This is a genomic window from Streptomyces sp. NBC_00090 (assembly GCF_045160815.1).
Taxonomy (GTDB): domain Bacteria; phylum Actinomycetota; class Actinomycetes; order Streptomycetales; family Streptomycetaceae; genus Streptomyces.
The window spans coordinates 3,395,773-3,416,697 of record NZ_CP108224.1; the positions used below are offsets into that span (position 1 = coordinate 3,395,773).

Below are 20,925 nucleotides of genomic sequence, written 5' to 3' on the forward strand. Positions count from 1 at the left end.
CCAACTCTCCAGGCCTGTACAGCAGTACGGTTGAGAACATGCGCCCCGACACTCCTGCCGCCCACACCACCGAAGCCGAGCGCCTGCTGCGCACGGCAGCGCAGTACCCGGGAGACCGGGAACCGCTCTACCTCCAGGCCGCGGCCCACCGGGAACTGGCGGGCGACCGCCCGGGCGCGACGGCCCTCTACGACACGCTCCTGGACGACTCCCCCACGAACCCGCTCCTGATCAGGGCGCTGAAGGCGGCGAACCTCTGGGAGTACGGCCACGAGGCCGAGGCCCGGGCGATCATCGACGGCGTCCGGCGCGCCCAGCCGGAGGACGCGGCGGCGTGGGAGATCACGGCGGAGACGCTGGAGGCGCACGACGAACTGGAGGCGGCGGAGTCCACCCTCACGGAGGGCGCGGCACTCCTGGTCACCACCGCACACGACGTCCCTCACGCGACCCAGTCCCTGATCACGACCCGCCACCGCATCCGCAGGATGCTGGCGCTCCCCCACGACGACTGGGACACCCTGGCGGACCGGCTCCACACGGCGGCCGTCCCCCTGGACGAGCTCCACGACCCGAAGCGCCTCTGGTCGCTGGGCTCCTCGGACCCGGCGGAACTCCAGGCCGAGATCGCCCGCCTCCGCTCGGAACTGGGCACCTACCGCACGGCCCTCTCCCGCCCGTTCCCGGTCGCGGTCCTGCACTGGCCGGAAGCGGAACTGGACGAACTCCTGGCGGCGTACCCGGAACTGGAGGCGGAGTACCCCACGTACAGAGCCCACCTGACGGACATCGAGGCGTCCCTCCGCGAACTGGCCCAGGCGGGCACCCCCAACCTGGGCATCGTCCGCGCGACGGTCCCCTCGTACGAAGCCTTCGCCGCCTCGGAATCCACCCGCCCCTCGAACGCGGACCTCCTCCCCCAATACGCCACCACCCTGGCAGCCCGCGGCCGCGCAGCGGCTTGGCCCCCGGCACGGGGGGCGGCTTGCTGGTGCGGGTCGGAGGCTGCTTACGGGGAGTGCCACGGGGGCGCAGACCAGGGCTGAGGCCGTCTCATCTCGACGTCATGTGCCACTCTCGCGCCTTTGGGGAGCCGTCCCACCCCGCTCCATCTCGCCAAATCGAGGCGATGCCTTGCGCTTCCAGATAGGGAACGTAGGCACCTATCCGCTCAGAGAAGAGCCCTATGAGGAACGGCTCTGACTGCCGCTGGTAGAGGAAGTGGCGGTACTCGTACAGCTGCCCGACAGCCTCACGGACCGCCTGGGTGGGATTTCCGTTGCGTACGACCTTCGCCTCAACCAGCCACTCCTCACCCGAGACCTCAGGAGCTTCGCGCTGCCGCAGCACAAGGTCTTTCGGGTGCTGCAAGCGCGTGATGGGGATGTACCCGCGGTCGAGTACGTGGAGGCCGAAATCCTTGATGAGGTCCTCGTGACTCCGCTTCTTGACCTGCTGCCGGGCGCTGATCCGCGCCACGTACTCACTGCTGTCCTTAGGATGGAAGCCGGCGAGTGGATCAGCATCTGTCCAGCCTTCGCCAGTAAGCTCGTAGGACACCTCCACATCGGGGGCGTCGCCCAACCACCACGTGCGGTCGAAATCCTCTGCTCGTCGCAGCGACTCGATCCCCAGTAGTAGATCTTCCAGCAGCGAGGAATCGCTAGGGAGAGCGGATGTGTCGTACGTCTTGGCGATGACGCTGGCGGCCTCATAGGCTTTCGGGCGTGCCGCCCCGTCCCTGAGTTCCGGCTCATCGACCCAGCCATGACGCTCCTGACGCCGTACGGCCCGACGAAGCCGCGTCGCCTGGCGACGGAGGTGGTCCTCTCGGGCGCGCCCCTTACCCAGGCGCTCTTCGAGCCAGGTAATCCCCTGCTGCAGGGTCAGTGACACATTTTTCAGGTCAGCGCTGAAGATATAGGCCAGATACAGCCCTTTCTTGGGGTCGCGCTCGCCCCGCTCATCAAAGACGCCAATCCAAGGAGTCGCAGCCGGAGTGGTCTGCCCTCCATGCCCCTCGGCCTTGAAGCCCGCTGGAAGGTCTAGGTCAGCACGGCTCGCGACACTTCGCAGTACCTTCTGCCCCTTCACCTCGCGCCCCGAACCGGCCGTACGGTCGTATGTGCTCGCGACCTCGCTGAGCAAATCCCGGATACCCATGCCGAGAAATTAGATCAGAGCATCCCGCCGCACACGGGAAGTCGTTTCACCTCGTCAAGTCATCGCTGGCGTACGCACACCCGGCTCGAACCTTCGACTCCTGCCCCTCGTTCTGACCGCGTGATGAGGGGGCCGCGCTCGTCGTGTGGCCGAGCCTCTAGGCTCAAAGCAAGACGCGTCGAATCGAAAGGCCCCGCCATGCCCCGCATCCCCTCCCCCGCCATAGCCGCCGCCGGGCTCGTCGGCGGTTACGCCGTCGCCCGTTGGACCAAGAAGCGGCCGCTCGGTGGGGTCGTGCTCGCCGTGGCCGGTGGGGTGGCCGCGCGGGAGTGGCAGCAGGTGGCGGGTGGGAAGGTGGCCGCCGGGCTCACCACCGCGTACGTCGCCGCCTTCGCCGGGTCCCACCCGCTCGCGAAGAAGATCGGGGCCTGGCCCGCGGTGTTCTCCGTGGCCGGGGGTGTGGCGGCGGCTTCCTGGGCCGTCACCCGCGAGAAGGGCTGAGCCCCGGCCCCGTCACCGTGAGAAGGGCTGAGGCCCGGGCGAGAAGGGCTGAGGCCCGGGCGAGAAGGGCTGAGCCCCGGCCCCCGTCACCCGCGACAAGGCCTGACGCCCCGGCCCCGTCGCCCGCGACCTCCCCTCAGCCGCCCAGCGCGTGGCTGAAGGTGTAGATCAGCAGGCCCGCCAGGGCGCCCACCACCGTGCCGTTGATGCGGATGAACTGGAGGTCGCGGCCGATGTTCGCCTCGATCTTCTTCGACGTCTGGGTGGCGTCCCAGCCGGCGACCGTGTCCGTGATCAGGGACGTGATCTCGTGCCGGTACGTCGTGACCACGTACGCCGCCGCGTCCTCCGCCCAGCCCTCGACCTTCGCCTGGAGGCGGGAGTCCGTCGCCAGGCGGTTGCCCAGGGACATCAGCGAGGCGCGGGCGCGCAGGCGGAGTTGGCTGCGGTCGTCCTCGGCCGCCGAGATGATGAGGGTACGGATCGAGGACCAGGCCGAGGCGATGATGTCCTGGATCTCCGGGCGGGCCAGCAGGTCCGCCTTCAGCCGCTCGACACGGGCCCGGGTGTCCGTGTCGGCCTGGAGGTCGGCCGCGAAGTCCGTGAGGAACCGGTCGATCGCGCCGCGCGCCGGGTGGCCCGGCATGTCCCGCATCTCCGTCACGAAGCGGAGGAGCTCCTTGTAGACGCGCTCCCCGATGCGGCGGTCCACGAAGCGCGGGGTCCAGCCCGGCGCCCCGCCCTGCACCGCGTCCATGACGGATTCGCCGTGCGTCACCAGCCAGTCGTGCGCCCGGGTGCAGACCAGGTCGACCGCCCGGTGGTGCGCCCCGTCCGCGACGATCCTCTCCAGGGTCTTGCCCAGGCCGGGCGCGATCTCCACCGACTCCGCCCGCCGAGTGATGGCCTCGCCCACGACCGCCTGCACGTCCGAGTCCCGGAGCACCGTCAGCGCGCCCCGCAGGGCCGTCGCCGCCTCCGCCGTGACCCGGTCGGCGTGCGCCGGGTCCGCGAGCCACGCGCCCAGCCGGCGGCCGATGCCGAACGCCTGCAGCCTGCCGCGTACGACATCGGCGGAGAGGAAGTTCTCGCCTACGAACGAGCCCAGCGAGGCGCCCAGCTGGTCCTTCTTCGTCGGGATGATCGCCGTGTGCGGGATCGGCAGCCCCAGGGGGCGCCGGAAGAGGGCCGTCACCGCGAACCAGTCCGCCAGCGCGCCCACCATGCCCGCCTCCGCCGCCGCGGCCACGTACCCCGCCCAGGCCCCCGCCCCGGAATTCCGGGCCCAGGTGGCCAGCGCGTAGATCACGGCGACCGCCACCAGCAGAGCCGTCGCCAGCGTTTTCATCCGCCGGACGCCTCTGCTCTTCTCCTCGTCAGCCGCCGTGTACGAGAAACTCACCAATGGACTCGACCTCCTACATCAGGGACTCCCGACGCTCGTCCCGAGTTCCCCCGTACATCTTCGCGATCACCGCCTCGATGTCCGGCTCCCGCACCGACAGGTCGACAAGGGGGTACGCGGCGGCGACTGCGGCGACCAGCGGAGCCGCCGAGGCCGAGGCCGGAAAGGCCAGCCACTGCCGCGGCCCCTCCGCCCGTACGAAGCGGGCCCCCGGCACCTCGATCGGGGGCAGTTCCCGCTCCAGATCCACCACCAGGAGCCGCTCGCTCTCGCCGACCTCGTGGAGCCCGCCCGGCTCCCCGTCGTACATCAGCTTCCCGTGGTCGATCACCATCACCCGCGAGCACAGCTGCTCGATGTCCGTCAGATCGTGGGTGGTCAGCAACACCGTGGTGCCCTGCGTGGTGTTCAGCTCTCTCAGGAACTCCCTCACCCGCGCCTTCGACACGACGTCCAGGCCGATCGTCGGCTCGTCGAGGTACAGCACCTCCGGGTCGTGGAGGAGCGCCGCCGCGATGTCGCCGCGCATCCGCTGCCCGAGCGAGAGCTGGCGCACCGGCACGTCGAGGAGGTCGCCGAGCTCCAGGAGCTCCACGCAGCGATCGAGGTTCTCCCGGTAGCGGGCGTCGGGGATCCGGTACATCCGGTGCATCAGCCGGTACGAGTCCTTCAGCGGCAGGTCCCACCAGAGCGTCGTCCGCTGCCCGAAGACCACCCCTATCCGCTGGGCCAGCCGGGTCCGCTCGCGCGCCGGATCGATACCCGCGACCCGCAGCCGGCCCCCGCTGGGGGTGAGGATGCCGGTCAGCATCTTGATCGTGGTCGACTTCCCGGCCCCGTTCGGACCGATGTAGCCGACCATCTCACCCCGCTCCACGCCGAAGCTGATCCCGTCGACCGCCCGGACCTCGCGTTTCGACCTCCGCACCAGGCCCGCTCTGCGGCGGACCGTGAAGACCTTCTCCAGTGAATCCAGCTCGATGAACGGCACGTGGCCTCAGCTCCCTGTCGATCGGTACGAACGGATTCCGGCCCGCCACGCGAGACCCGCCACCCCGCAGCACACCACCGCCACCAGCGGCGACGCGAACACCGCCCAGCCCGGCACCCCCGCCGGAGCCGGGCGGTCGAGCACGTACAGCGCGGGCAGCCAGTTCACGAACGCCAGCGGTACGACGTACACGACCCCCCGCACCAGCTCCTGCGCGAAGATCGTCGGCGGGTACCCGAGAAGGGTGTTCCCGCCGTACGTGAACGAGTTCGTGACCTCCGCCGCGTCCTGCACCCAGAACAGCGCGGACGCGCCCAGCACCATCACCGCCGCGAAGATCACCGCCCCGCAGACCAGCATCACCGGCAGGAGCACCACCTTCACCAACGTCCACTCCACATCCAGCAGGACCAGCGCCCACACCAGCACGAACAGACCCTGCGCGACCCTCCCGAACCGGCGCAGCGCGAACTTGTCCGCCGCGACCTGCGCCAGCAGCGGCGCCGGGCGCATCAGGAACGTGTCCAGCGAGCCGTCCCTGACCCGCTTGCCCATCCGCTGGAGCGAGCCCATCGTCAGGTCCGCAATCCCGAAGGACGTGCCGGTCGTCCCGTACAGCAGCGCGACCTCCGCGAAGGAGAAGCCACCGAGCCCCTTCACCTGACCGAACATCAGCAGAATCACGACGAAGTCGAAGAACGTCACGCAGAAACTGGTGAAGAGGGTCAGCGCGAAGGACGAGCGGTACGTCATCGTCGACCGGATCCACATCCCGGCCACCATCCGATACGTACGCCAGGAGTCGGCCAGAGGCCCGGTACGGAGCCTGGGCTCCCCATCGGACAGAGGCCCGGTGCGGAACCTGGACCCCCCATCGGCCAGAGGCCCGGCGCCGGGCCTGGACTCCCCCTCGGTTCGCAGTACCTCAGCCACCCTGCACCACCACCTTCCGCGTCGCCGCCCACTGCGCCACCCGACCCGCCCCGAACAGCACCAGCGCCCAGCACCCCTGGAAGGCGTACGCCCCCGCCAGCTCCCGGCCGCCCTCGTACCTCCCCAGGTACACATCGGCCGGCACCTGGAGCATCGACGCCCACGGCAACGCCCGCGCCAGCTCACCCAACGCGCCGGGGAAGACATTCAGCGGGAGCAGCATCCCCGAGAAGAACAGACCGCCCAACCAGGCCACCTGCACCACGCCCTGCCCGTCGAGCAGCCAGAACGCACTCATCGCCACCAGGTACCAGATCGCGAAACTGACGATCGACCCCAGCACCACCGCCACCAGGAACGCCACCCACATCCCCGGCCCCGACGGCAGCGTGAAGTCGAAGACCAGCGCGCCCACCGCCATCGGGACGACCCCGCGGCCCAGCAACTGGTAGGCCGAACGGCCCAGATTGGCCGAGAACCACCAGGTCTGGAGGTCGGCCGGACGGTAGAGGTCGACGGCGATGTCCCCGGTCCTGATCCGCTCGATCAGCTCGTCCTCGAAGCCACCGCCCATCAGACCGCAGACCGTGATCAGCCCCTGCCCGATCCACACATAGGCGAGGGCGTCCTCCATGGAGTAGCCGCCGAGCTGCGGCCGCTCCGCCCAGAGGGCGATGTACGTGTACGACAGGATGAAGCCGAAGACGGTGTTGGTGAACACCCCCGCCGCCGTCGCCACCCGATACGTCGCATGGCGCCGGAAGCCACCCGCGGCCACCGTCGCGTACAGCCGCAGCATGCCGGCCCTCCCCTCCACTCCGCCTCGGTACCCGAAGCACCGAAAAACGCCGAAGCGCACGACCCTAGCGAGGAGCGACTGCGCACCGCGAGCGGATTTCGCGTCACCTTCGGGTCGTAATCAGGAGTTTCGCCACCTTCCGGGCAGTATGAGGTGCCATGCCCCCTTCCTCCGGTACGAGCGACACTCCCCGGCCATCCGGACCGGGCTGGGAGCCGAGGGACCCCACCCTCTCCGCTCCGCCACCCCGCGCACCGAAACGCCGTCCCCGGCGCATCCTGCGGACGCTCTTCGGCCTCGTCCTGTTCGGCGTACTGCTCCTCGCCGGCGCCTTCGCCACCGGCTACCTCCTGGTGGACATCCCGCCCGCCAACGCCGCCGCCCTCGCCCAGTCCAACGTCTACCTCTACCGCGACGGCAGCCCCCTCGCCCGCGACGGCGAGTTCAACCGCGAGAACGTCCGCCTCGACCAGGTCCCCCCGGGCGTCCGCCAGGCCGTCCTCGCCGCCGAGGACCGCGACTTCCACACCTCACGAGCCGTCGACCCCAAGGCCATGGTCCGCGCCGCCTGGAACACCGTCACCGGCAAGGGCCGCCAGTCCGGCTCCACCATCACCCAGCAGTACGTCAAGAACTACTACCTGGGACAGGAGCAGACCCTCACCCGCAAAGCCAAGGAGTTCTTCATCGCGATCAAACTCGAACGCGAGAAGACCAAGGACGAGATCCTCCAGGGCTACCTGAACACCAGCTACTTCGGCCGGAACGCCTACGGGATCCAATCCGCCGCCCGCGCCTACTACGGCAAGGACGTCGAGCAGCTCGACACCGCCGAGGGCGCCTACCTCGCCTCCCTCCTCAAGGCCCCCAGCGCCTACGACGTCACCACCCACCCCGAGAACCGGGCCAAAGCCGTCGCCCGCTGGAAGTACGTCCTCGACGGCATGGTCACCGAGCGCTGGCTCGGCCACGCCGAGCGCGCCGCCGCCCGCTTCCCCCTCCCCCAGACCGCCCGCCCCGCGACCGGCCTCTCCGGCCAGCGCGGCTATCTCGTCCAGGCCGTCGAGGAGTACCTGACCGACCACGGCATCGTCGACGAGAAGACCCTCGCCGGCGGCGGCTACCGGATCACGACCACCCTGGAACGCGCCAAGCAGGAAACGCTCACGCAGACCGTCGAGGACGAGGTCATCTCCCGGCTCGACCCGGCACGCGACCCGGCCGACCGCTACGTCCGCGTCGGAGCGGCCGCCGTCGACCCGGCGACCCGCAAGGTCCTCGCGATGTACGGCGGCATCGACTACACCCAGCAGTACGTCAACAACGCCACCCGCCGCGACTACCAGGTCGGCTCCACCTTCAAACCCTTCGTCTTCACCGCGGCCGTACAGAGCGGGGCGCAGACCCAGCAGGGCCAGCCGATCACCCCGTACACCCTGTACGACGGGACCAACCGGCGCCCGGTCGAAGGCTGGGACGGCGTCCCGTACGACCCCGCCAACGAGGACGACGCGAGCTACGGGGAGATCGCCGTCGGCGAGGCCACCGACCTCTCGGTGAACGCCGTGTACGCCCAGATGGCGGTGGACGTCGGCCCCGCGCACGTGCGGCGGACCGCCGTCGCCCTCGGCGTGCCCGGCTCCACCCCCGACCTCACCGCCTCCCCCTCCATCGCCCTCGGCCCGGCCACCGCCAGCGTCCTCGACATGACCTCGGCGTACGCGACGCTCGCCGCGCACGGCCGGCACGGCACGTACACGCTGGTCGAGTCCGTCACGAAGGGCGGCACGACGGTGGACCTGCCGTCCCGCCCGGCCCGGCAGGCGGTCAGCCGGGAGGCCGCGGACACGACCACGTCGATCCTGCGGAGCGTCGTCGAGACGGGATCGGGGACGGCCGCGCAGGCCGCCGGACGGCCGGCGGCGGGCAAGACGGGCACGGCGGAGGACGACAAGGCCGCCTGGTTCGCGGGCTACACCCCGGAGCTCGCGACGGTGGTCGCGCTGATGGGCCAGGACCCCGAGTCCGGGCGGCAGGAACCGCTGTACGGAGCGCTCGGACAGCCCCGGATCAACGGGGGCGGGGTACCGGCCGAGATCTGGGCCCGGTTCACCCGGGAGGCCCTGGCGGGAACGACACCGCGCGACTTCGACCTCCAGCTGATGCCGGGAGCGGAGGAACTCCCGCCCGAACCGCCGATGCCGGACGGCCCGGAGAGCCAGGAGAGCCAGGAGGAGGACCCCTACCTCACGGGCGAGGCGGGACCGGGAGCCGCGGTGTCCCGCAGCCCCCTGCCCCCTCGCAACACCCCTCGCAACACCCGTGAGACCCCTGAGGCCCCTGAGGCCCCTGAGGCCCCTGACACCCCTGACACCCCTCACACCCCTCACACCCCTCGTCAGTGACCGGAGGTCGCCTTCAGCCCCACCACGGCGACAAGCAGCAGACAGACGAAGAAGATCCGGGCGGCGGTCGCCGGCTCACCCAGCACCACCATGCCGAGCACCGCCGCACCGGCCGCGCCGATACCCACCCACACGCCGTACGCCGTACCGATCGGCAACGTCTTGGCCGCGTGCGAGAGCAGCAGCATGGAGGCGACGATCCCGGCGCCCGTGAACACACTGGGCCAGAGCCGGGTGAAACCGTCGGTGTACTTCATACCGATCGACCAGCCGACTTCGAGCAGACCCGCGACGACAAGAAGAACCCAGGCCATGACGACGACACCTCCGCGAGACGGAACAACAGGAGTGCGTCGTCTTGTCGATCCCGGTACGGCGCGTCTCGTCGGGTGTCCCCAGGCTAGCAAAGAACACACAAAAGCCCTGGTGACGACGGTCACCAGGGCCTTGCGAAGCCTTCACCTACAGATACAGCCCGGTCGAGTCCGAAGCGCCCTGGAAACGGTCGGCGGCCACCGCGTGCAGGTCCCGCTCCCGCATCAGTACGTACGCGACACCCCGCACCTCGACCTCGGCACGGTCCTCGGGGTCGTACAGCACCCGGTCGCCGATCTCGACGGTACGGACGTTCTGGCCGACCGCGACCACCTCGGCCCAGGACAGACGACGGCCGACTGCGGCGGTCGCCGGGATCAGGATGCCGCCGCCGGAGCGCCGCTCACCCTCGGGGGAGTCCGTACGGACCAGAACCCGGTCGTGCAGCATCCGGATGGGCAGCTTGTCGTGCGTGTTCTCGCTCACGGTCCGAACCTACCTGCCCGGGCGTGTCGCCCGTGGCCCGGAGGGGTCACGCCTTGCCCTTCCGGGACGAGGCGACGATCAGCCCGACGACCGCGACGGCGACGACCGCCACCGGCACCACCCGCTCCAGGCGGGGGGCGCCGTCCTCGTGGGTGAAGCGGGCCTTCACGTCCGAGACGACCCGGTTGACCGCGACGAAGGCGCGACCGGCGGTCTGGTCGACCGTCGAGGCGACCTTGGCCTTGGCGTCCCCGATGATCGTCTTCGGGTGCACCCGAATACCGATCTCGTCGAGAGTGACGGCGAGCTGCTCGCGCCGGCGGACGATGTCCGCCTCGATCTGCGCAGGGGTCCTGGCGTCCGACACCGCGCTGCCTCCGTAGTCGTGTATCCGGTCGTTGACGGACAGTCTGTCAGCTCCACCACCGAAGGGCCGCGCCCGACCCCCGATAGCCGACCGCCATTAGGCTCTGGAGGCGTACGCGAACATTCCCGAGGAGAGCCATGAGCGAGCGACTGCAGCCCGGCGACACCGCCCCCGCCTTCACCCTTCCCGACGCGGACGGCAACGAGGTCTCCCTCGCGGACCACAAGGGCCGCAAGGTCATCGTCTACTTCTACCCGGCCGCCCTCACCCCCGGCTGCACGAAGCAGGCCTGCGACTTCACCGACAACCTGGACCTGCTGACGGGCGCGGGCTACGACGTCATCGGCGTCTCGCCCGACAAGCCGGAGAAGCTGGCGAAGTTCCGCGAGAAGGAGAACCTGAAGGTCACGCTGGTCGGCGACCCGGAGAAGACCGTCCTGGAGGCGTACGGCGCCTTCGGCGAGAAGAAGCTCTACGGCAAGACGGTGACGGGCGTGATCCGCTCGACGGTCGTCGTCGACGAGGACGGCAAGATCGAGCACGCCTTCTACAACGTGAAGGCGACGGGCCACGTAGCCAAGATCATCAGGGACCTGGGCATCTGAGCCCCCGCCTTCGGCGCCTGACGGGCCGTACCGCCTTCCGGGGCGATACGGCCCGTTCCGTTTATCGGACGCGACAGTACGCGTTATGGCGTAACCGTCCGATATTCGGCTCGTTAGTCCGTACGAGGCCGCGAACGGGTGGCCGGAGCGGAGGGGGCACGGGATGTCGGAGAGTCCGTACACGCGAGAGCGGCTGGTCGAAGCGGCGAGGTCGTCGCGGACACTGTCGGAGGCGCTGGGGAAGCTGGGAGTGGACCCGAAGAGCTCGCGGCGAAGGTACCTGCAGGACCGCATGCGGAAGCTGGGGGTGGATACCTCCCACTTCGAGCGGGAGGGAGTGCGGTGGACGCGGGAGATCCTGACGGAGGCGGTGGCCGCCTCCACGAGCATGTGCGAGGTACTGCGCAGGCTTGGAGTGGAGGTCGTGGGCGGGCAGCACACGCACATCAGCCGACGCGTCAAGGCATATGGCATCAGCACCTCGCATTTCACGACCTCGGTCCGAACAGAGAACATGCGGTTCAACCAGCGGCGCCGCACGCCTGCGGAAGTCCTGGTCGAGAATGAATCACCCCATCCCCGGCGCCTGCGGAGCGACCGCCTCAAGCGCGCGATGCTGGAGTTCGGCGTCGAGAACCGGTGTGCACTGTGCGGGAACGAGGCAGTGTGGCTGGGTTCGCCACTCCCCCTGGAGATCGACCACATCGACGGCGACTGGCGGAACAACCGGATCGAGAACCTGCGTCTACTCTGCCCCAACTGCCACTCCGCAACGGACACCTACCGTGGCCGCAACAAGGGGCGGCCCTCATGACGAACGGAATTCGCTACACCCGCGAGCGGCTGGCCGAAGCAGCCGCGCGGTGCTCCGACATCGACGAGGCCGTCGGATTTCTAGGCAGCGAGCCTTACGCCAATCTCCCTCGTTACCTGATGAGTCGCTTCGCGCACTTCGGCATCGACATCTCGCACTTCCCACCCCTCGGTAGGCCGACCCGCCCCAGCCCCTGTGAGCTGGAGTCCGCCGTCCGAGCATCCCTCTCCATCAGAGAGGTGCTGCACCGACTCGGGCGTGCGGACAACGGCACACAGCGGGCGAATCTTCGGAAGTGGATCGCCAGCGATCAGCTCTCGACCACGCACTTTCTTGGGCAAGCCCACCAACGGGGCAAGGCAAGCCCGACCGCCAAGCCTCCGGAGACCGTGCTGGTGAGGCACGCCAACGGGTACCGAACGACAACGGCAACACTGCGCCGAGCGCTGCGCCAGATCGGCGTACCCGAACAGTGCACTCGATGCGGCGTCGCCCCCGAGTGGTTCGGCAGACCGATGACACTGGAAGTTGATCACATCAACGGCGACTGGAGCGACGACCGGCGCGAGAATCTGCGGCTGCTGTGCCCCAACTGCCATGCGACCACCGACACCTGGTGCAGGGGCGGAGGGCGAGTAAAGTAGGGCAGCGTGTGCGCGCCCGTACGCCAAGGGCTGAGCGGCGATCTTTAGGTGGTCGTGTCTGTCGGTTCGAATCCGACCGGGCGTACCAGTGAGAGGGGCCCGTCACCTGAGAATCAAAGGTGACGGGCCCCTCTGTTGAAGGCCCTCAGCCCAGCAGCTCCTTCACCACCGGTACCAGCGCCCTGAACGCCTTGCCCCGGTGGCTGATCGCGTTCTTTTGCGCCGGCGACAGCTCCGCGCAGGTCACCTCGCGGCCCTCCGGCTGGAGGATCGGGTCGTAGCCGAAGCCGTTCGTGCCTACCGGGGTGTGGCGGAGGGTGCCGCTCATCCGGCCCTCGACCACTCGTTCCGTGCCGTCCGGGAGCGCCAGGGCCGCCGCGCAGGCGAAGTGGGCCCCTCGGTGTTCCTCCGCGATGTCGGACAGTTGGGCGAGCAGCAGGTCCAGGTTCGCGCGATCGTTGCCGTGGGTGCCCGCCCAGCGGGCGGAGAAGATGCCGGGGGCGCCGTTGAGGACGTCGACGCAGAGGCCGGAGTCGTCGGCGACTGCCGGGAGGCCGGTGGCCTGGGCCAGGGCGTGGGCCTTGAGGAGCGCGTTCTCGGCGAAGGTGACGCCGGTTTCCTTGACGTCGGGCACGTCGGGGTACGCGTCCGCGCCGACGAGTTCGAGGTCGAGGCCTGCGTCGGCGAGGATCGCGTGGAGTTCGGTGATCTTGCCCGCGTTGCGGGTGGCGAGGATCAGACGGGTCATGTCACCGATTATCCGGGGTCGGTGCGAAGGATCAGCCGGGGGTGCAGACCTTGGCGACCTCGCTCGCCGCGTCCGTGATCGGCTGGATGTCCGGGGTCGCGTCGCCGTTCTTCACCGCGGTGCGGACGGTTTCGACGCCCTTCGTGAGGTCGTCGACGGCCTTCGCGAGGTCCGCGTTGTCCGTGGTGTTCTTGAGGTTGCCGAGCTCGGTGGAGATCGAGTTCAGGGACTCCTCGACCTGCGTCGGGTCGTTCGAGGCGTTGGAGACGGCCTGCTGGAGCTTGTCGACGGAGGTGGCTATCGCGTCGGCGGTCTTGACGCAGTCCATGGCGGTGTCGAGGGCTCCGCAGCCACTCAGGACGGTGGTGAGCGCGGCGGCCGTGGCCACGGCGAGTGCGAGTCGGCGCTTCAAGGCATCCCCTAAATACGAACAGACAGACGGACGGGCGCACGGATCTTATCCGTGCGCCCGTTGCCCGTCAGGACGCAGCGAGGGGTCAGAGGGTTCCTTCGAGGGCCTTGCGCTGGATCTCGGCGAGGTCGGCGCAGCCGCCGGAGGCGAGGTCGAGGAGGGCGTTGAGCTCCTTGCGGTCGAAGGGCTCGGCCTCGGCGGTGCCCTGGACCTCGACGAAGCGGCCGTCGCCGGTGCAGACGACGTTCATGTCGGTGTCGGCGCGGACGTCCTCCTCGTAGCAGAGGTCGAGGAGGGGGACGCCGTCGACGATGCCGACGGAGACGGCGGCGACGGTGCCGACGAGCGGCTTGCGGCCGGCCTTGACGAGCTTCTTGCCCTGGGCCCAGGCGACGGCGTCGGCGAGGGCGACGTAGGCGCCGGTGATGGCGGCGGTGCGGGTGCCGCCGTCGGCCTGGAGGACGTCGCAGTCGAGGACGACGGTGTTCTCGCCGAGGGCCTTGTAGTCGATGACGGCGCGCAGTGAGCGGCCGATGAGGCGGGAGATCTCGTGCGTGCGGCCGCCGATCTTGCCGCGGACGGACTCGCGGTCGCCGCGGGTGTTGGTGGCTCGGGGGAGCATGGAGTACTCGCCGGTGACCCAGCCTTCGCCGCTGCCCTTGCGCCAGCGCGGGACGCCTTCGGTGACGGAGGCGGTGCAGAAGACCTTGGTGTCGCCGAAGGAGATGAGGACGGAGCCCTCGGCGTGCTTGCTCCATCCGCGTTCGATGGTGACGGGGCGGAGCTGTTCGGGGGTACGGCCGTCGATACGAGACATGGGTCGAGCCTAGCCGTGGCGGGGGGTGCATGACGAAGGGCCCGTTCCCCTGCCGGAACGGGCCCTTGTCGATGTGAGTCAGTGGCTCACATCAGGTCTTCGATCTCCGCGGCGATCGGGTCCGCGTCGGTGCCGATGACGACCTGGATGGCGCTGCCCATCTTCACGACGCCGTGGGCGCCGGCGGCCTTGAGCGCGGCCTCGTCGACGAGCGCGGGGTTGACGACCTCGGTGCGCAGGCGGGTGATGCAGCCCTCGACCTCTTCGATGTTGTCGATGCCGCCGAGCCCGGCGACGATCTTCTCAGCCTTGGTGGCCATGTGTTTCTCCCTGTCCGTTCTGTTCGCGCGAGCGCGAATCTCGGCGCACCTGCGGTCCGCTTTGTCACGGTAACCCACGGTTGGCCCAACTTCGCGAGCGAGTGCCGCTGTTCTACCGAATGATGACGATCACCGGCGGCCTGTCCTCAGTGGGCTCCCGGAGCCTATCGCAACTGGTCTACACCAGTGTGCAACGAGACGCGGACCCGGCTTGTTCCGGGCAGGGAGGACGCCGATGAGTACGGACAGCGCCGCGGCGCGGCCACAGAAGTCCCTGTGGGGCGGGCTCTTCCAAGGGCTGCAGAAGATGGGCCGCAGCCTTCAGCTGCCCATCGCCGTGCTGCCGGCTGCCGGCATCATCAACCGGCTCGGCCAGCCGGACGTCTTCGGCGCGGACGGTCTCGGCTGGGACAATGTCGCCGCGGTGATGGCGGGCGCCGGTGGCGCGCTCCTCGACGGCAACCTCGGTCTTCCGCTGCTGTTCTGCGTCGGTGTCGCCATCGGCATGGCGAAGAAGTCGGACGGTTCGACCGCGCTGGCGGCCGTCGTCGGCTTCCTCGTCTACTACACGGTCCTCCGTCAGTTCCCCAAGGACTGCCCCTCGGGTACGAAGGACATCGGGGGCGCCTGCCTGTCCCCCGATGACGTCTACGCCGCCTACACGTACCAGAACCCGGGGGTCTTCGGCGGCATCGTCATGGGTCTGCTCACCGCGTACCTGTGGCAGCGGTACCACCGGACGAAGCTGGTGGACTGGCTGGGATTCTTCAACGGCCGCCGTCTGGTCCCGATCATCATGACGTTCGTGGCGATCGCGTTCGCCTCGCTGTGCCTGTGGGTCTGGCCGCCGATCGGTCAAGGTCTGGAGAACTTCAGCGACTGGCTGGTCGGACTCGGCTCGTGGGGTTCGGGCATCTTCGGCCTGGCGAACCGGGCGCTGCTCGTCATCGGCCTGCACCAGTTCCTGAACGTGCCGATCTGGTTCCAGTTCGGCACGTACGAGAAGCCGGACGGCACCGTGGTCCACGGCGACATCCCCATGTTCCTCGCGGGCGACCCGAACGCCGGCCAGTTCCTGACGGGCTTCTTCCCGATCATGATGTTCGCGCTTCCGGCGGCCGCGCTGGCGATCACCCACTGCGCCAAGCCGCACCGGCGCAAGGAGATCGGCGGCTTGATGCTGTCGGTCGCGCTGACCTCGTTCGTCACCGGCATCACCGAGCCGATCGAGTACTCGTTCCTCTTCATCGCCCCGGTGCTCTACGCGATCCACGCCGTGCTCACGGGCGTGTCGATGGCCGTGACCTGGGCGTTCGGTGTGAAGGACGGCTTCAGCTTCTCGGCAGGTCTGATCGACTACGTGATCAACTGGGGCCTCGCGACGAAACCGTGGCTGATCATTCCGATCGGTCTCGCCTTCGCGGTCGTCTACTACGCGATCTTCAGGTTCGCGATCACCAGGTTCAACCTCCAGACACCCGGCCGCGAGCCGGACGAGGTCGGGGACGAGATGGAGCGGGAGAACGTCAAGTAGCGCTGCGGTCACCCTGCAGAGCCTGGCCGATTCGAGGCTTTCGTCCCCCGCGTAAGCCCCTCAGAAGGCCCCTGGACCTGACGGTCCGGGGGTCTTTTGTCGTGCATTTCGGGCTATGGCCGAGTGCACAGAATTCGCAGGTTCCTTATCTAAGTCTCACGTGCTAAAACTGGTCTACACCACTCATTGGTGTAGACCACGCGGTCCAGACCACCGCGTTCCACGAGACGTCGCCGTCCCCCGTTTCACTGACTCCGGCGGCGCCTTGCCTTACTGGAGGAAGTTGATGAGTACGGCCACCGCCCAGGCCGCCGCTCCCGCGAAGAAGCGCGGATCCGGCCTGTTCCAGGGCCTGCAGAAGGTCGGTCGCAGCCTGCAGCTGCCGATCGCCGTGCTGCCGGCCGCGGGTATCTTGCTCCGTCTCGGCCAGCCCGACGTGTTCGGTGCCGACGGCCTCGGCTGGGACAAGGTTGCCTCCGTCTTCGCCACCGCCGGCGGCGCGGTCTTCGACAATCTGCCCCTGCTCTTCTGCATCGGTGTCGCCATCGGCTTCGCCAAGAAGGCGGACGGCTCCACCGCCCTCGCCGCGCTCGTCGGCTTCCTGGTCTACAGCAACGTGCTGAAGGCCTTCCCCGTCGCCGAGGCCGTCGTCAACACGACCGCCAACAAGGGCGTCGACGTCGCCGCGAAGTACAACAACCCGGGTGTCCTCGGCGGCATCCTGATGGGTCTGATCGCGGCCGTCCTGTGGCAGAAGTTCCACCGGACCAAGCTCGTCGACTGGCTCGGCTTCTTCAACGGCCGCCGTCTCGTCCCGATCATCATGGCCTTCGTCGGCACCCTCGTCGGTGTCGTCTTCGGCCTGGTCTGGGAGCCCATCGGCAACGGCATCTCCAACTTCGGTGAGTGGATGACCGGCCTCGGCGCCGGTGGCGCCGGCCTCTTCGGCCTCATCAACCGCGCGCTGATCCCGGTCGGCATGCACCAGTTCGTGAACACCGTCTCCTGGTTCCAGATCGGTGACTTCACCAACGCGGCCGGCGAGGTCGTCCACGGTGACCTGAACCGCTTCTTCGCCGGTGACCCGAGCGCCGGAATCTTCATGTCGGGCTTCTTCCCGATCATGATGTTCGGCCTCCCGGCCGCCGCGATCGCCATCGCCCACGCCGCTCGCCCCGAGCGCCGCAAGGCCGTCATGGGCATGATGGTGTCCCTCGCGCTGACCTCCTTCGTCACGGGTATCACCGAGCCGATCGAGTTCACCTTCATGTTCATCGCGCCGGTCCTCTACGCGGTCCACGCGGTCCTGACCGCCGTCTCGATGGCCGTCACCTGGGCCTTCGGTGTCCACGCGGGCTTCACCTTCTCCGCCGGCGGTATCGACTACCTCCTCAACTGGAACCTCGCGACCAAGCCCTGGCTGATCATCCCGATCGGTCTCGTCTTCGCGGCGATCTACTACGTGGTCTTCCGCTTCGCGATCACCAAGTTCAACCTCCCCACCCCGGGCCGCGAGCCCGACGAGGAGATCGAGGACCTCACCAAGGCGTGAGCCTCACCCGTACAGAAGGGAAGGCCCCGGAACCGACAGGTTCCGGGGCCTTCCCCTTGTACGCCTTGTGCGCCTCGTGCGCCGGAGCTCAGATCTCGTAGACCGCGCCCGCTCTCGCCAGCTCCGACGGGCCCTTGTAGACCGCGCGCGCGTCGTCCAGGTTCCGCTCGCCGTCCGTCCACGGCGGGATGTGGGTGAGGACCAGGCGGCCCACGCCGGCGCGGGTCGCCTGCGCGCCGGCCTCCCGGCCGTTGAGGTGGAGGGCCGGGATGTCCTCCTTGCCGTGGGTGAAGGAGGCCTCGCAGAGGAAGAGGTCGGTGCCCTCGGCGAGCTCGTGCAGCGAGTCGCAGACGCCGGTGTCGCCGGAGTACGTGAGCGAGCGGCCGTCGTGCTCGACGCGGATGCCGTACGCCTCGACCGGGTGGCACACCTTCTCCGTGCGGACGGAGAAGGGACCGATCTCGAAGGCGCCCGACTTCAGCGTGCGGAAGTCGAAGACCTCGCTCATCGCGGTGGGCGAGGGAGTGTCCGCGTACGCCGTGGTCAGCCGCTGTTCGGCGCCTTCCGGGGCGTAGACGGGGATCGCGTCGCAGCGCCCGCCCTCGTGCCGGTAGTAGCGGGCGACGAAGTACCCGCACATGTCGATGCAGTGGTCCGCGTGCAGGTGGCTGAGGAAGATCGCGTCGAGGTCGTACAGACCGATGTGTCGTTGCAGCTCGCCCAGGGCGCCGTTGCCCATGTCGAGGAGCAACCGGAAGCCGTCGGCCTCGACGAGGTAGCTCGAACAGGCCGAATCCGCGGACGGAAACGACCCGGAGCAACCGACGACGGTGAGCTTCATGGAGCGTGAACCTCCGTGGACGGGTGCGGAAAGCGCGCTGAGGGAGGGGGAGGCTGTGCGGTCTGTCGAGCGTAAGGCGCACCAAGGCCTGTCGCTCCTTCGCGGCGGCCCGTTGTGGGCGAACTCACGGGCTCTGTCACCGGTTCGGATGGATGGCGGGGCGCCACGGCGGAGTGGGCGGCGCGCCGGTACCGTCTTGGGGTATGGACACGTCGTGGTGGCCCGCGCTGGTCGCGGTCGTGGTGATCGCGCTGGTCGTGGTGGTCGCCGACGGGCGGAAACGTTCTTCGGCGAAGTCCGCGGGACGGAAGCCCTCGGGGCGGAAGCCTTCGGGGAGGCGGCCCTCGGAGCGGACCCGGCCGCCGGGCCGGCCGGCGGGGCCGCGGAAGCAGGCTCCGTCGCGGCTGCCGCGGGCGGGTGAGATCTGGTGGGCGGACGTGCCCTTCGAGGACGGGCCGGGTTCGAAGGACCGGCCGTGTCTGGTGCTCTCGCTGCGCGGCGGCAACGCGCTCGTCGCCAAGATCACCAGCAAGTACAACGACGAGCGGCCGGGGGTGATCGCGCTGCCTCCGGGTGCGGTGGGCGACGCGCAGGGGCGGCCGAGCTTCCTGGAGACGGACGAGCTGCGGGACGTTCCCATGACGGACTTCCGCCGGAAAGCGGGAACGGCGGACCCGGTCGTGTGGGACCAGGTCCGCCATCTGGCGCGCTGAGGGATCGAGGGGCTTAGGCCCTGATCCGCCGGATAGGCCCTAAGCCCAGAGCTGGCCCTGGACCGTCTCGATCGCCTCTTCCGTCGTCGCGGCCGTGTAGAGGCCGGTCGACAGGTACTTCCAGCCGCCGTCGGCGACCACGAAGGCGATGTCGGCGCTCTCGCCGGCCTTGACCGCCTTGTTGCCGACGCCGATGGCCGCGTGCAGGGCGGCGCCCGTGGAGACGCCCGCGAAGATGCCCTCCTGCTGGAGGAGTTCGCGGGTGCGGGTGACCGCGTCGGCGGAGCCGACGGAGAAGCGGGTGGTGAGGACGGAGGCGTCGTACAGCTCGGGGACGAAGCCCTCGTCGAGGTTGCGCAGGCCGTAGACGAGGTCGTCGTAGCGCGGTTCGGCGGCGACGATCTTGACGTCGGGCTTGTGCTCGCGCAGGTAGCGGCCGACGCCCATGAGCGTCCCCGTCGTGCCGAGGCCGGCGACGAAGTGGGTGATGGAGGGGAGGTCGGCGAGGATCTCGGGGCCGGTGGTGGCGTAGTGGGCGCCCGCGTTGTCCGGGTTGCCGTACTGGTAGAGCATCACCCAGGACGGGTTCTCGGCGGAGAGCTCCTTGGCGACGCGTACCGCCGTGTTCGATCCGCCCGCCGCGGGGGACGAGATGATCTCCGCGCCCCACATGGCGAGCAGCTGGCGACGCTCCTCGCTGGTGTTCTCGGGCATGACGCAGACGATGCGGTAGCCCTTGAGCTTGGCGGCCATGGCGAGGGAGATGCCGGTGTTGCCGCTGGTCGGCTCCAGGATGGTGCAGCCGGGCGTGAGCCGGCCGTCCTTCTCCGCCTGCTCGATCATGTGGAGCGCGGGGCGGTCCTTGACCGAGCCGGTCGGGTTGCGGTCCTCCAGCTTCGCCCAGATGCGGACGGAGTCCGAGGGCGAGAGCCGGGGGAGGCGGACCAGCGGCGTGTTGCCGACCGCCGCCAGCGAGGAGTCGTAGCGCATGTGGATCAGACCATGCCGCCGGCGACGGCCGGCAGGATCGTGACGTTGTCGCCGTCGGTCAGCTTGGTGTCGATGCCGTCGAGGAAGCGGACGTCCTCGTCGTTCAGGTAGACGTTGACGAAGCGGCGGAGCTTGTCGCCGTCGACGATGCGGGCCTCGATCCCGGTGTGGCGGGACTCCAGGTCGGCGAAGAGCTGAGCGAGGGTCTCACCGTTGCCCTCGACGGCCTTGGCGCCGTCGGTGTAGGTGCGGAGGATGGTCGGAATGCGGACCTCGATGGCCATGGCGTGGGCTCCTGTCGGAAGTGGCGTGGTGGGCGCGCGTGGCGTGGTCGACGCGCTCGGCGTTGGTGGACGCGCTGCGTGGGGCCCCGCGCGGAGGGGTCGTGCGTGCGGTGCGCTCGGCCGTCGGTTCGGGGCGTCAGTGCGCGGCGCGCGACCTACACATCGCGCTGGCGAGGCGGCACAGGTCGACGTGCAGGCGTGCTACGAGCAGGACTGTGCCCGGCGTCTCTTCGCTCACGTCGTGGGAAACCATGGGCTCATCGTATCGATTCCCGGTCCGGGTTCC

25 protein-coding genes, 1 tRNA gene and 1 riboswitch are annotated in these 20,925 nt (G+C 69.1%); of the genes, 10 read left to right on the forward strand and 16 right to left on the reverse strand.

From position 1 onward, the window contains the following. The first annotated feature begins 38 nt into the window (after window positions 1-38). Window positions 39-1,046 (forward strand): hypothetical protein, encoded by a 1,008-nt coding sequence (locus OG361_RS14855; RefSeq protein WP_405853755.1) that lies wholly within the window; start codon window positions 39-41, stop codon window positions 1,044-1,046. 7 nt (window positions 1,047-1,053) lie between these two features. On the opposite strand, the gene OG361_RS14860 is transcribed toward OG361_RS14855, so the two are convergent. Further along, entirely contained in the window at window positions 1,054-2,163 is a 1,110-nt protein-coding gene (locus OG361_RS14860; protein ID WP_405853757.1) for an MrcB family domain-containing protein, read from the reverse strand. Between the two features lie 198 nt (window positions 2,164-2,361). Here OG361_RS14860 and OG361_RS14865 point away from each other — a divergent pair, with 198 nt between their 5' ends. Beyond that, window positions 2,362-2,664, forward strand: coding sequence for a hypothetical protein (locus OG361_RS14865; protein ID WP_405853759.1), 303 nt, complete (start codon window positions 2,362-2,364; stop codon window positions 2,662-2,664). A 136-nt stretch (window positions 2,665-2,800) separates the two neighbouring features. On the opposite strand, the gene OG361_RS14870 is transcribed toward OG361_RS14865, so the two are convergent. The 4 genes from OG361_RS14870 to OG361_RS14885 all read right to left on the reverse strand — a co-directional run bounded on the left by OG361_RS14870 (window position 2,801) and on the right by OG361_RS14885 (window position 6,789). Then, the gene (locus OG361_RS14870; protein ID WP_405853761.1) at window positions 2,801-4,069 is read right to left on the reverse strand and encodes a DUF445 domain-containing protein; all 1,269 of its coding nucleotides are present in this window, start codon (window positions 4,067-4,069) and stop codon (window positions 2,801-2,803) included. Window positions 4,070-4,082: 13 nt separating this feature from the next. Next, window positions 4,083-5,060: an ATP-binding cassette domain-containing protein gene (locus OG361_RS14875; protein ID WP_405853763.1), complete on the reverse strand. Its 978-nt coding sequence runs from the start codon at window positions 5,058-5,060 to the stop codon at window positions 4,083-4,085. Window positions 5,061-5,066: 6 nt separating this feature from the next. Next, window positions 5,067-5,843 (reverse strand): ABC transporter permease, encoded by a 777-nt coding sequence (locus tag OG361_RS14880; RefSeq protein ID WP_405853765.1) that lies wholly within the window; start codon window positions 5,841-5,843, stop codon window positions 5,067-5,069. Window positions 5,844-5,985: 142 nt separating this feature from the next. Next, the gene (locus OG361_RS14885; RefSeq protein WP_405862263.1) at window positions 5,986-6,789 is read right to left on the reverse strand and encodes an ABC transporter permease; all 804 of its coding nucleotides are present in this window, start codon (window positions 6,787-6,789) and stop codon (window positions 5,986-5,988) included. Between the two features lie 161 nt (window positions 6,790-6,950). Here OG361_RS14885 and OG361_RS14890 point away from each other — a divergent pair, with 161 nt between their 5' ends. Beyond that, window positions 6,951-9,197: a transglycosylase domain-containing protein gene (locus OG361_RS14890; RefSeq protein WP_405853767.1), complete on the forward strand. Its 2,247-nt coding sequence runs from the start codon at window positions 6,951-6,953 to the stop codon at window positions 9,195-9,197. Here OG361_RS14890 and OG361_RS14895 read toward each other — a convergent pair. The 3 genes from OG361_RS14895 to OG361_RS14905 form a co-directional block, all read right to left on the reverse strand. Continuing rightward, window positions 9,191-9,511 (reverse strand): multidrug efflux SMR transporter, encoded by a 321-nt coding sequence (locus tag OG361_RS14895; RefSeq protein WP_028811654.1) that lies wholly within the window; start codon window positions 9,509-9,511, stop codon window positions 9,191-9,193. The two genes, OG361_RS14890 and OG361_RS14895, sit on opposite strands and share 7 nt — an antisense overlap. 33 nt (window positions 9,512-9,544) lie before the next feature. After that, a riboswitch (guanidine-III (ykkC-III) riboswitch) is annotated at window positions 9,545-9,611 on the reverse strand. Between the two features lie 48 nt (window positions 9,612-9,659). After that, the gene (locus OG361_RS14900) at window positions 9,660-9,998 is read right to left on the reverse strand and encodes a GroES family chaperonin (RefSeq protein WP_405853770.1); all 339 of its coding nucleotides are present in this window, start codon (window positions 9,996-9,998) and stop codon (window positions 9,660-9,662) included. Between the two features lie 46 nt (window positions 9,999-10,044). After that, entirely contained in the window at window positions 10,045-10,365 is a 321-nt protein-coding gene (locus tag OG361_RS14905; protein ID WP_405853772.1) for a DUF3618 domain-containing protein, read from the reverse strand. Window positions 10,366-10,502: 137 nt separating this feature from the next. Between OG361_RS14905 and bcp the strand changes: the two genes are divergently transcribed. From bcp to OG361_RS14925, 4 genes are all read left to right on the forward strand, one after another. Continuing rightward, on the forward strand, window positions 10,503-10,970 hold the full coding sequence (gene bcp / locus OG361_RS14910) for a thioredoxin-dependent thiol peroxidase (protein ID WP_384564181.1): 468 nt from the start codon (window positions 10,503-10,505) through the stop codon (window positions 10,968-10,970). A gap of 163 nt (window positions 10,971-11,133) precedes the next feature. Further along, window positions 11,134-11,784: an HNH endonuclease signature motif containing protein gene (locus tag OG361_RS14915; RefSeq protein ID WP_405853774.1), complete on the forward strand. Its 651-nt coding sequence runs from the start codon at window positions 11,134-11,136 to the stop codon at window positions 11,782-11,784. Beyond that, window positions 11,781-12,428 (forward strand): HNH endonuclease, encoded by a 648-nt coding sequence (locus tag OG361_RS14920; RefSeq protein ID WP_405853776.1) that lies wholly within the window; start codon window positions 11,781-11,783, stop codon window positions 12,426-12,428. The genes OG361_RS14915 and OG361_RS14920 overlap by 4 nt, the downstream gene beginning before the upstream one ends. 12 nt (window positions 12,429-12,440) lie before the next feature. Further along, window positions 12,441-12,516 (forward strand) — tRNA-Leu (locus OG361_RS14925). A gap of 57 nt (window positions 12,517-12,573) precedes the next feature. Here OG361_RS14925 and rdgB read toward each other — a convergent pair. The 4 genes from rdgB to OG361_RS14945 all read right to left on the reverse strand — a co-directional run bounded on the left by rdgB (window position 12,574) and on the right by OG361_RS14945 (window position 14,764). Further along, window positions 12,574-13,176: an RdgB/HAM1 family non-canonical purine NTP pyrophosphatase gene (gene rdgB / locus OG361_RS14930; protein ID WP_405853778.1), complete on the reverse strand. Its 603-nt coding sequence runs from the start codon at window positions 13,174-13,176 to the stop codon at window positions 12,574-12,576. 31 nt (window positions 13,177-13,207) lie between these two features. Continuing rightward, on the reverse strand, window positions 13,208-13,588 hold the full coding sequence (locus tag OG361_RS14935; RefSeq protein WP_405853780.1) for a hypothetical protein: 381 nt from the start codon (window positions 13,586-13,588) through the stop codon (window positions 13,208-13,210). An 85-nt stretch (window positions 13,589-13,673) separates the two neighbouring features. After that, entirely contained in the window at window positions 13,674-14,405 is a 732-nt protein-coding gene (gene rph, locus OG361_RS14940) for a ribonuclease PH (RefSeq protein WP_359673875.1), read from the reverse strand. Window positions 14,406-14,491: 86 nt separating this feature from the next. Then, window positions 14,492-14,764, reverse strand: a complete 273-nt coding sequence (locus OG361_RS14945; RefSeq protein WP_384564322.1) for a glucose PTS transporter subunit EIIB — start codon at window positions 14,762-14,764, stop codon at window positions 14,492-14,494. Window positions 14,765-14,960: 196 nt separating this feature from the next. Between OG361_RS14945 and OG361_RS14950 the strand changes: the two genes are divergently transcribed. Next, complete coding sequence (locus OG361_RS14950; protein WP_405853782.1) at window positions 14,961-16,259, forward strand: PTS transporter subunit EIIC; 1,299 nt, start codon at window positions 14,961-14,963, stop codon at window positions 16,257-16,259. A gap of 286 nt (window positions 16,260-16,545) precedes the next feature. Beyond that, window positions 16,546-17,811 (forward strand): PTS transporter subunit EIIC, encoded by a 1,266-nt coding sequence (locus OG361_RS14955; protein WP_384564165.1) that lies wholly within the window; start codon window positions 16,546-16,548, stop codon window positions 17,809-17,811. Window positions 17,812-17,899: 88 nt separating this feature from the next. Here OG361_RS14955 and OG361_RS14960 read toward each other — a convergent pair whose 3' ends face one another. After that, window positions 17,900-18,652, reverse strand: coding sequence for an MBL fold metallo-hydrolase (locus tag OG361_RS14960; RefSeq protein WP_405853785.1), 753 nt, complete (start codon window positions 18,650-18,652; stop codon window positions 17,900-17,902). A gap of 203 nt (window positions 18,653-18,855) precedes the next feature. Between OG361_RS14960 and OG361_RS14965 the strand changes: the two genes are divergently transcribed. After that, window positions 18,856-19,365 carry a type II toxin-antitoxin system PemK/MazF family toxin gene (locus OG361_RS14965; protein ID WP_405853787.1) on the forward strand — a complete coding sequence of 170 codons (510 nt, stop codon included), beginning with the start codon at window positions 18,856-18,858 and terminating at the stop codon, window positions 19,363-19,365. Between the two features lie 39 nt (window positions 19,366-19,404). On the opposite strand, the gene OG361_RS14970 is transcribed toward OG361_RS14965, so the two are convergent. The 3 genes from OG361_RS14970 to OG361_RS14980 form a co-directional block, all read right to left on the reverse strand. Then, entirely contained in the window at window positions 19,405-20,355 is a 951-nt protein-coding gene (locus OG361_RS14970; RefSeq protein WP_384564157.1) for a PLP-dependent cysteine synthase family protein, read from the reverse strand. 5 nt (window positions 20,356-20,360) lie between these two features. Then, complete coding sequence (locus OG361_RS14975) at window positions 20,361-20,639, reverse strand: MoaD/ThiS family protein (RefSeq protein WP_384564154.1); 279 nt, start codon at window positions 20,637-20,639, stop codon at window positions 20,361-20,363. Between the two features lie 136 nt (window positions 20,640-20,775). Then, window positions 20,776-20,892, reverse strand: coding sequence for a putative leader peptide (locus OG361_RS14980; protein ID WP_384564151.1), 117 nt, complete (start codon window positions 20,890-20,892; stop codon window positions 20,776-20,778). Window positions 20,893-20,925 lie beyond the last annotated feature (33 nt).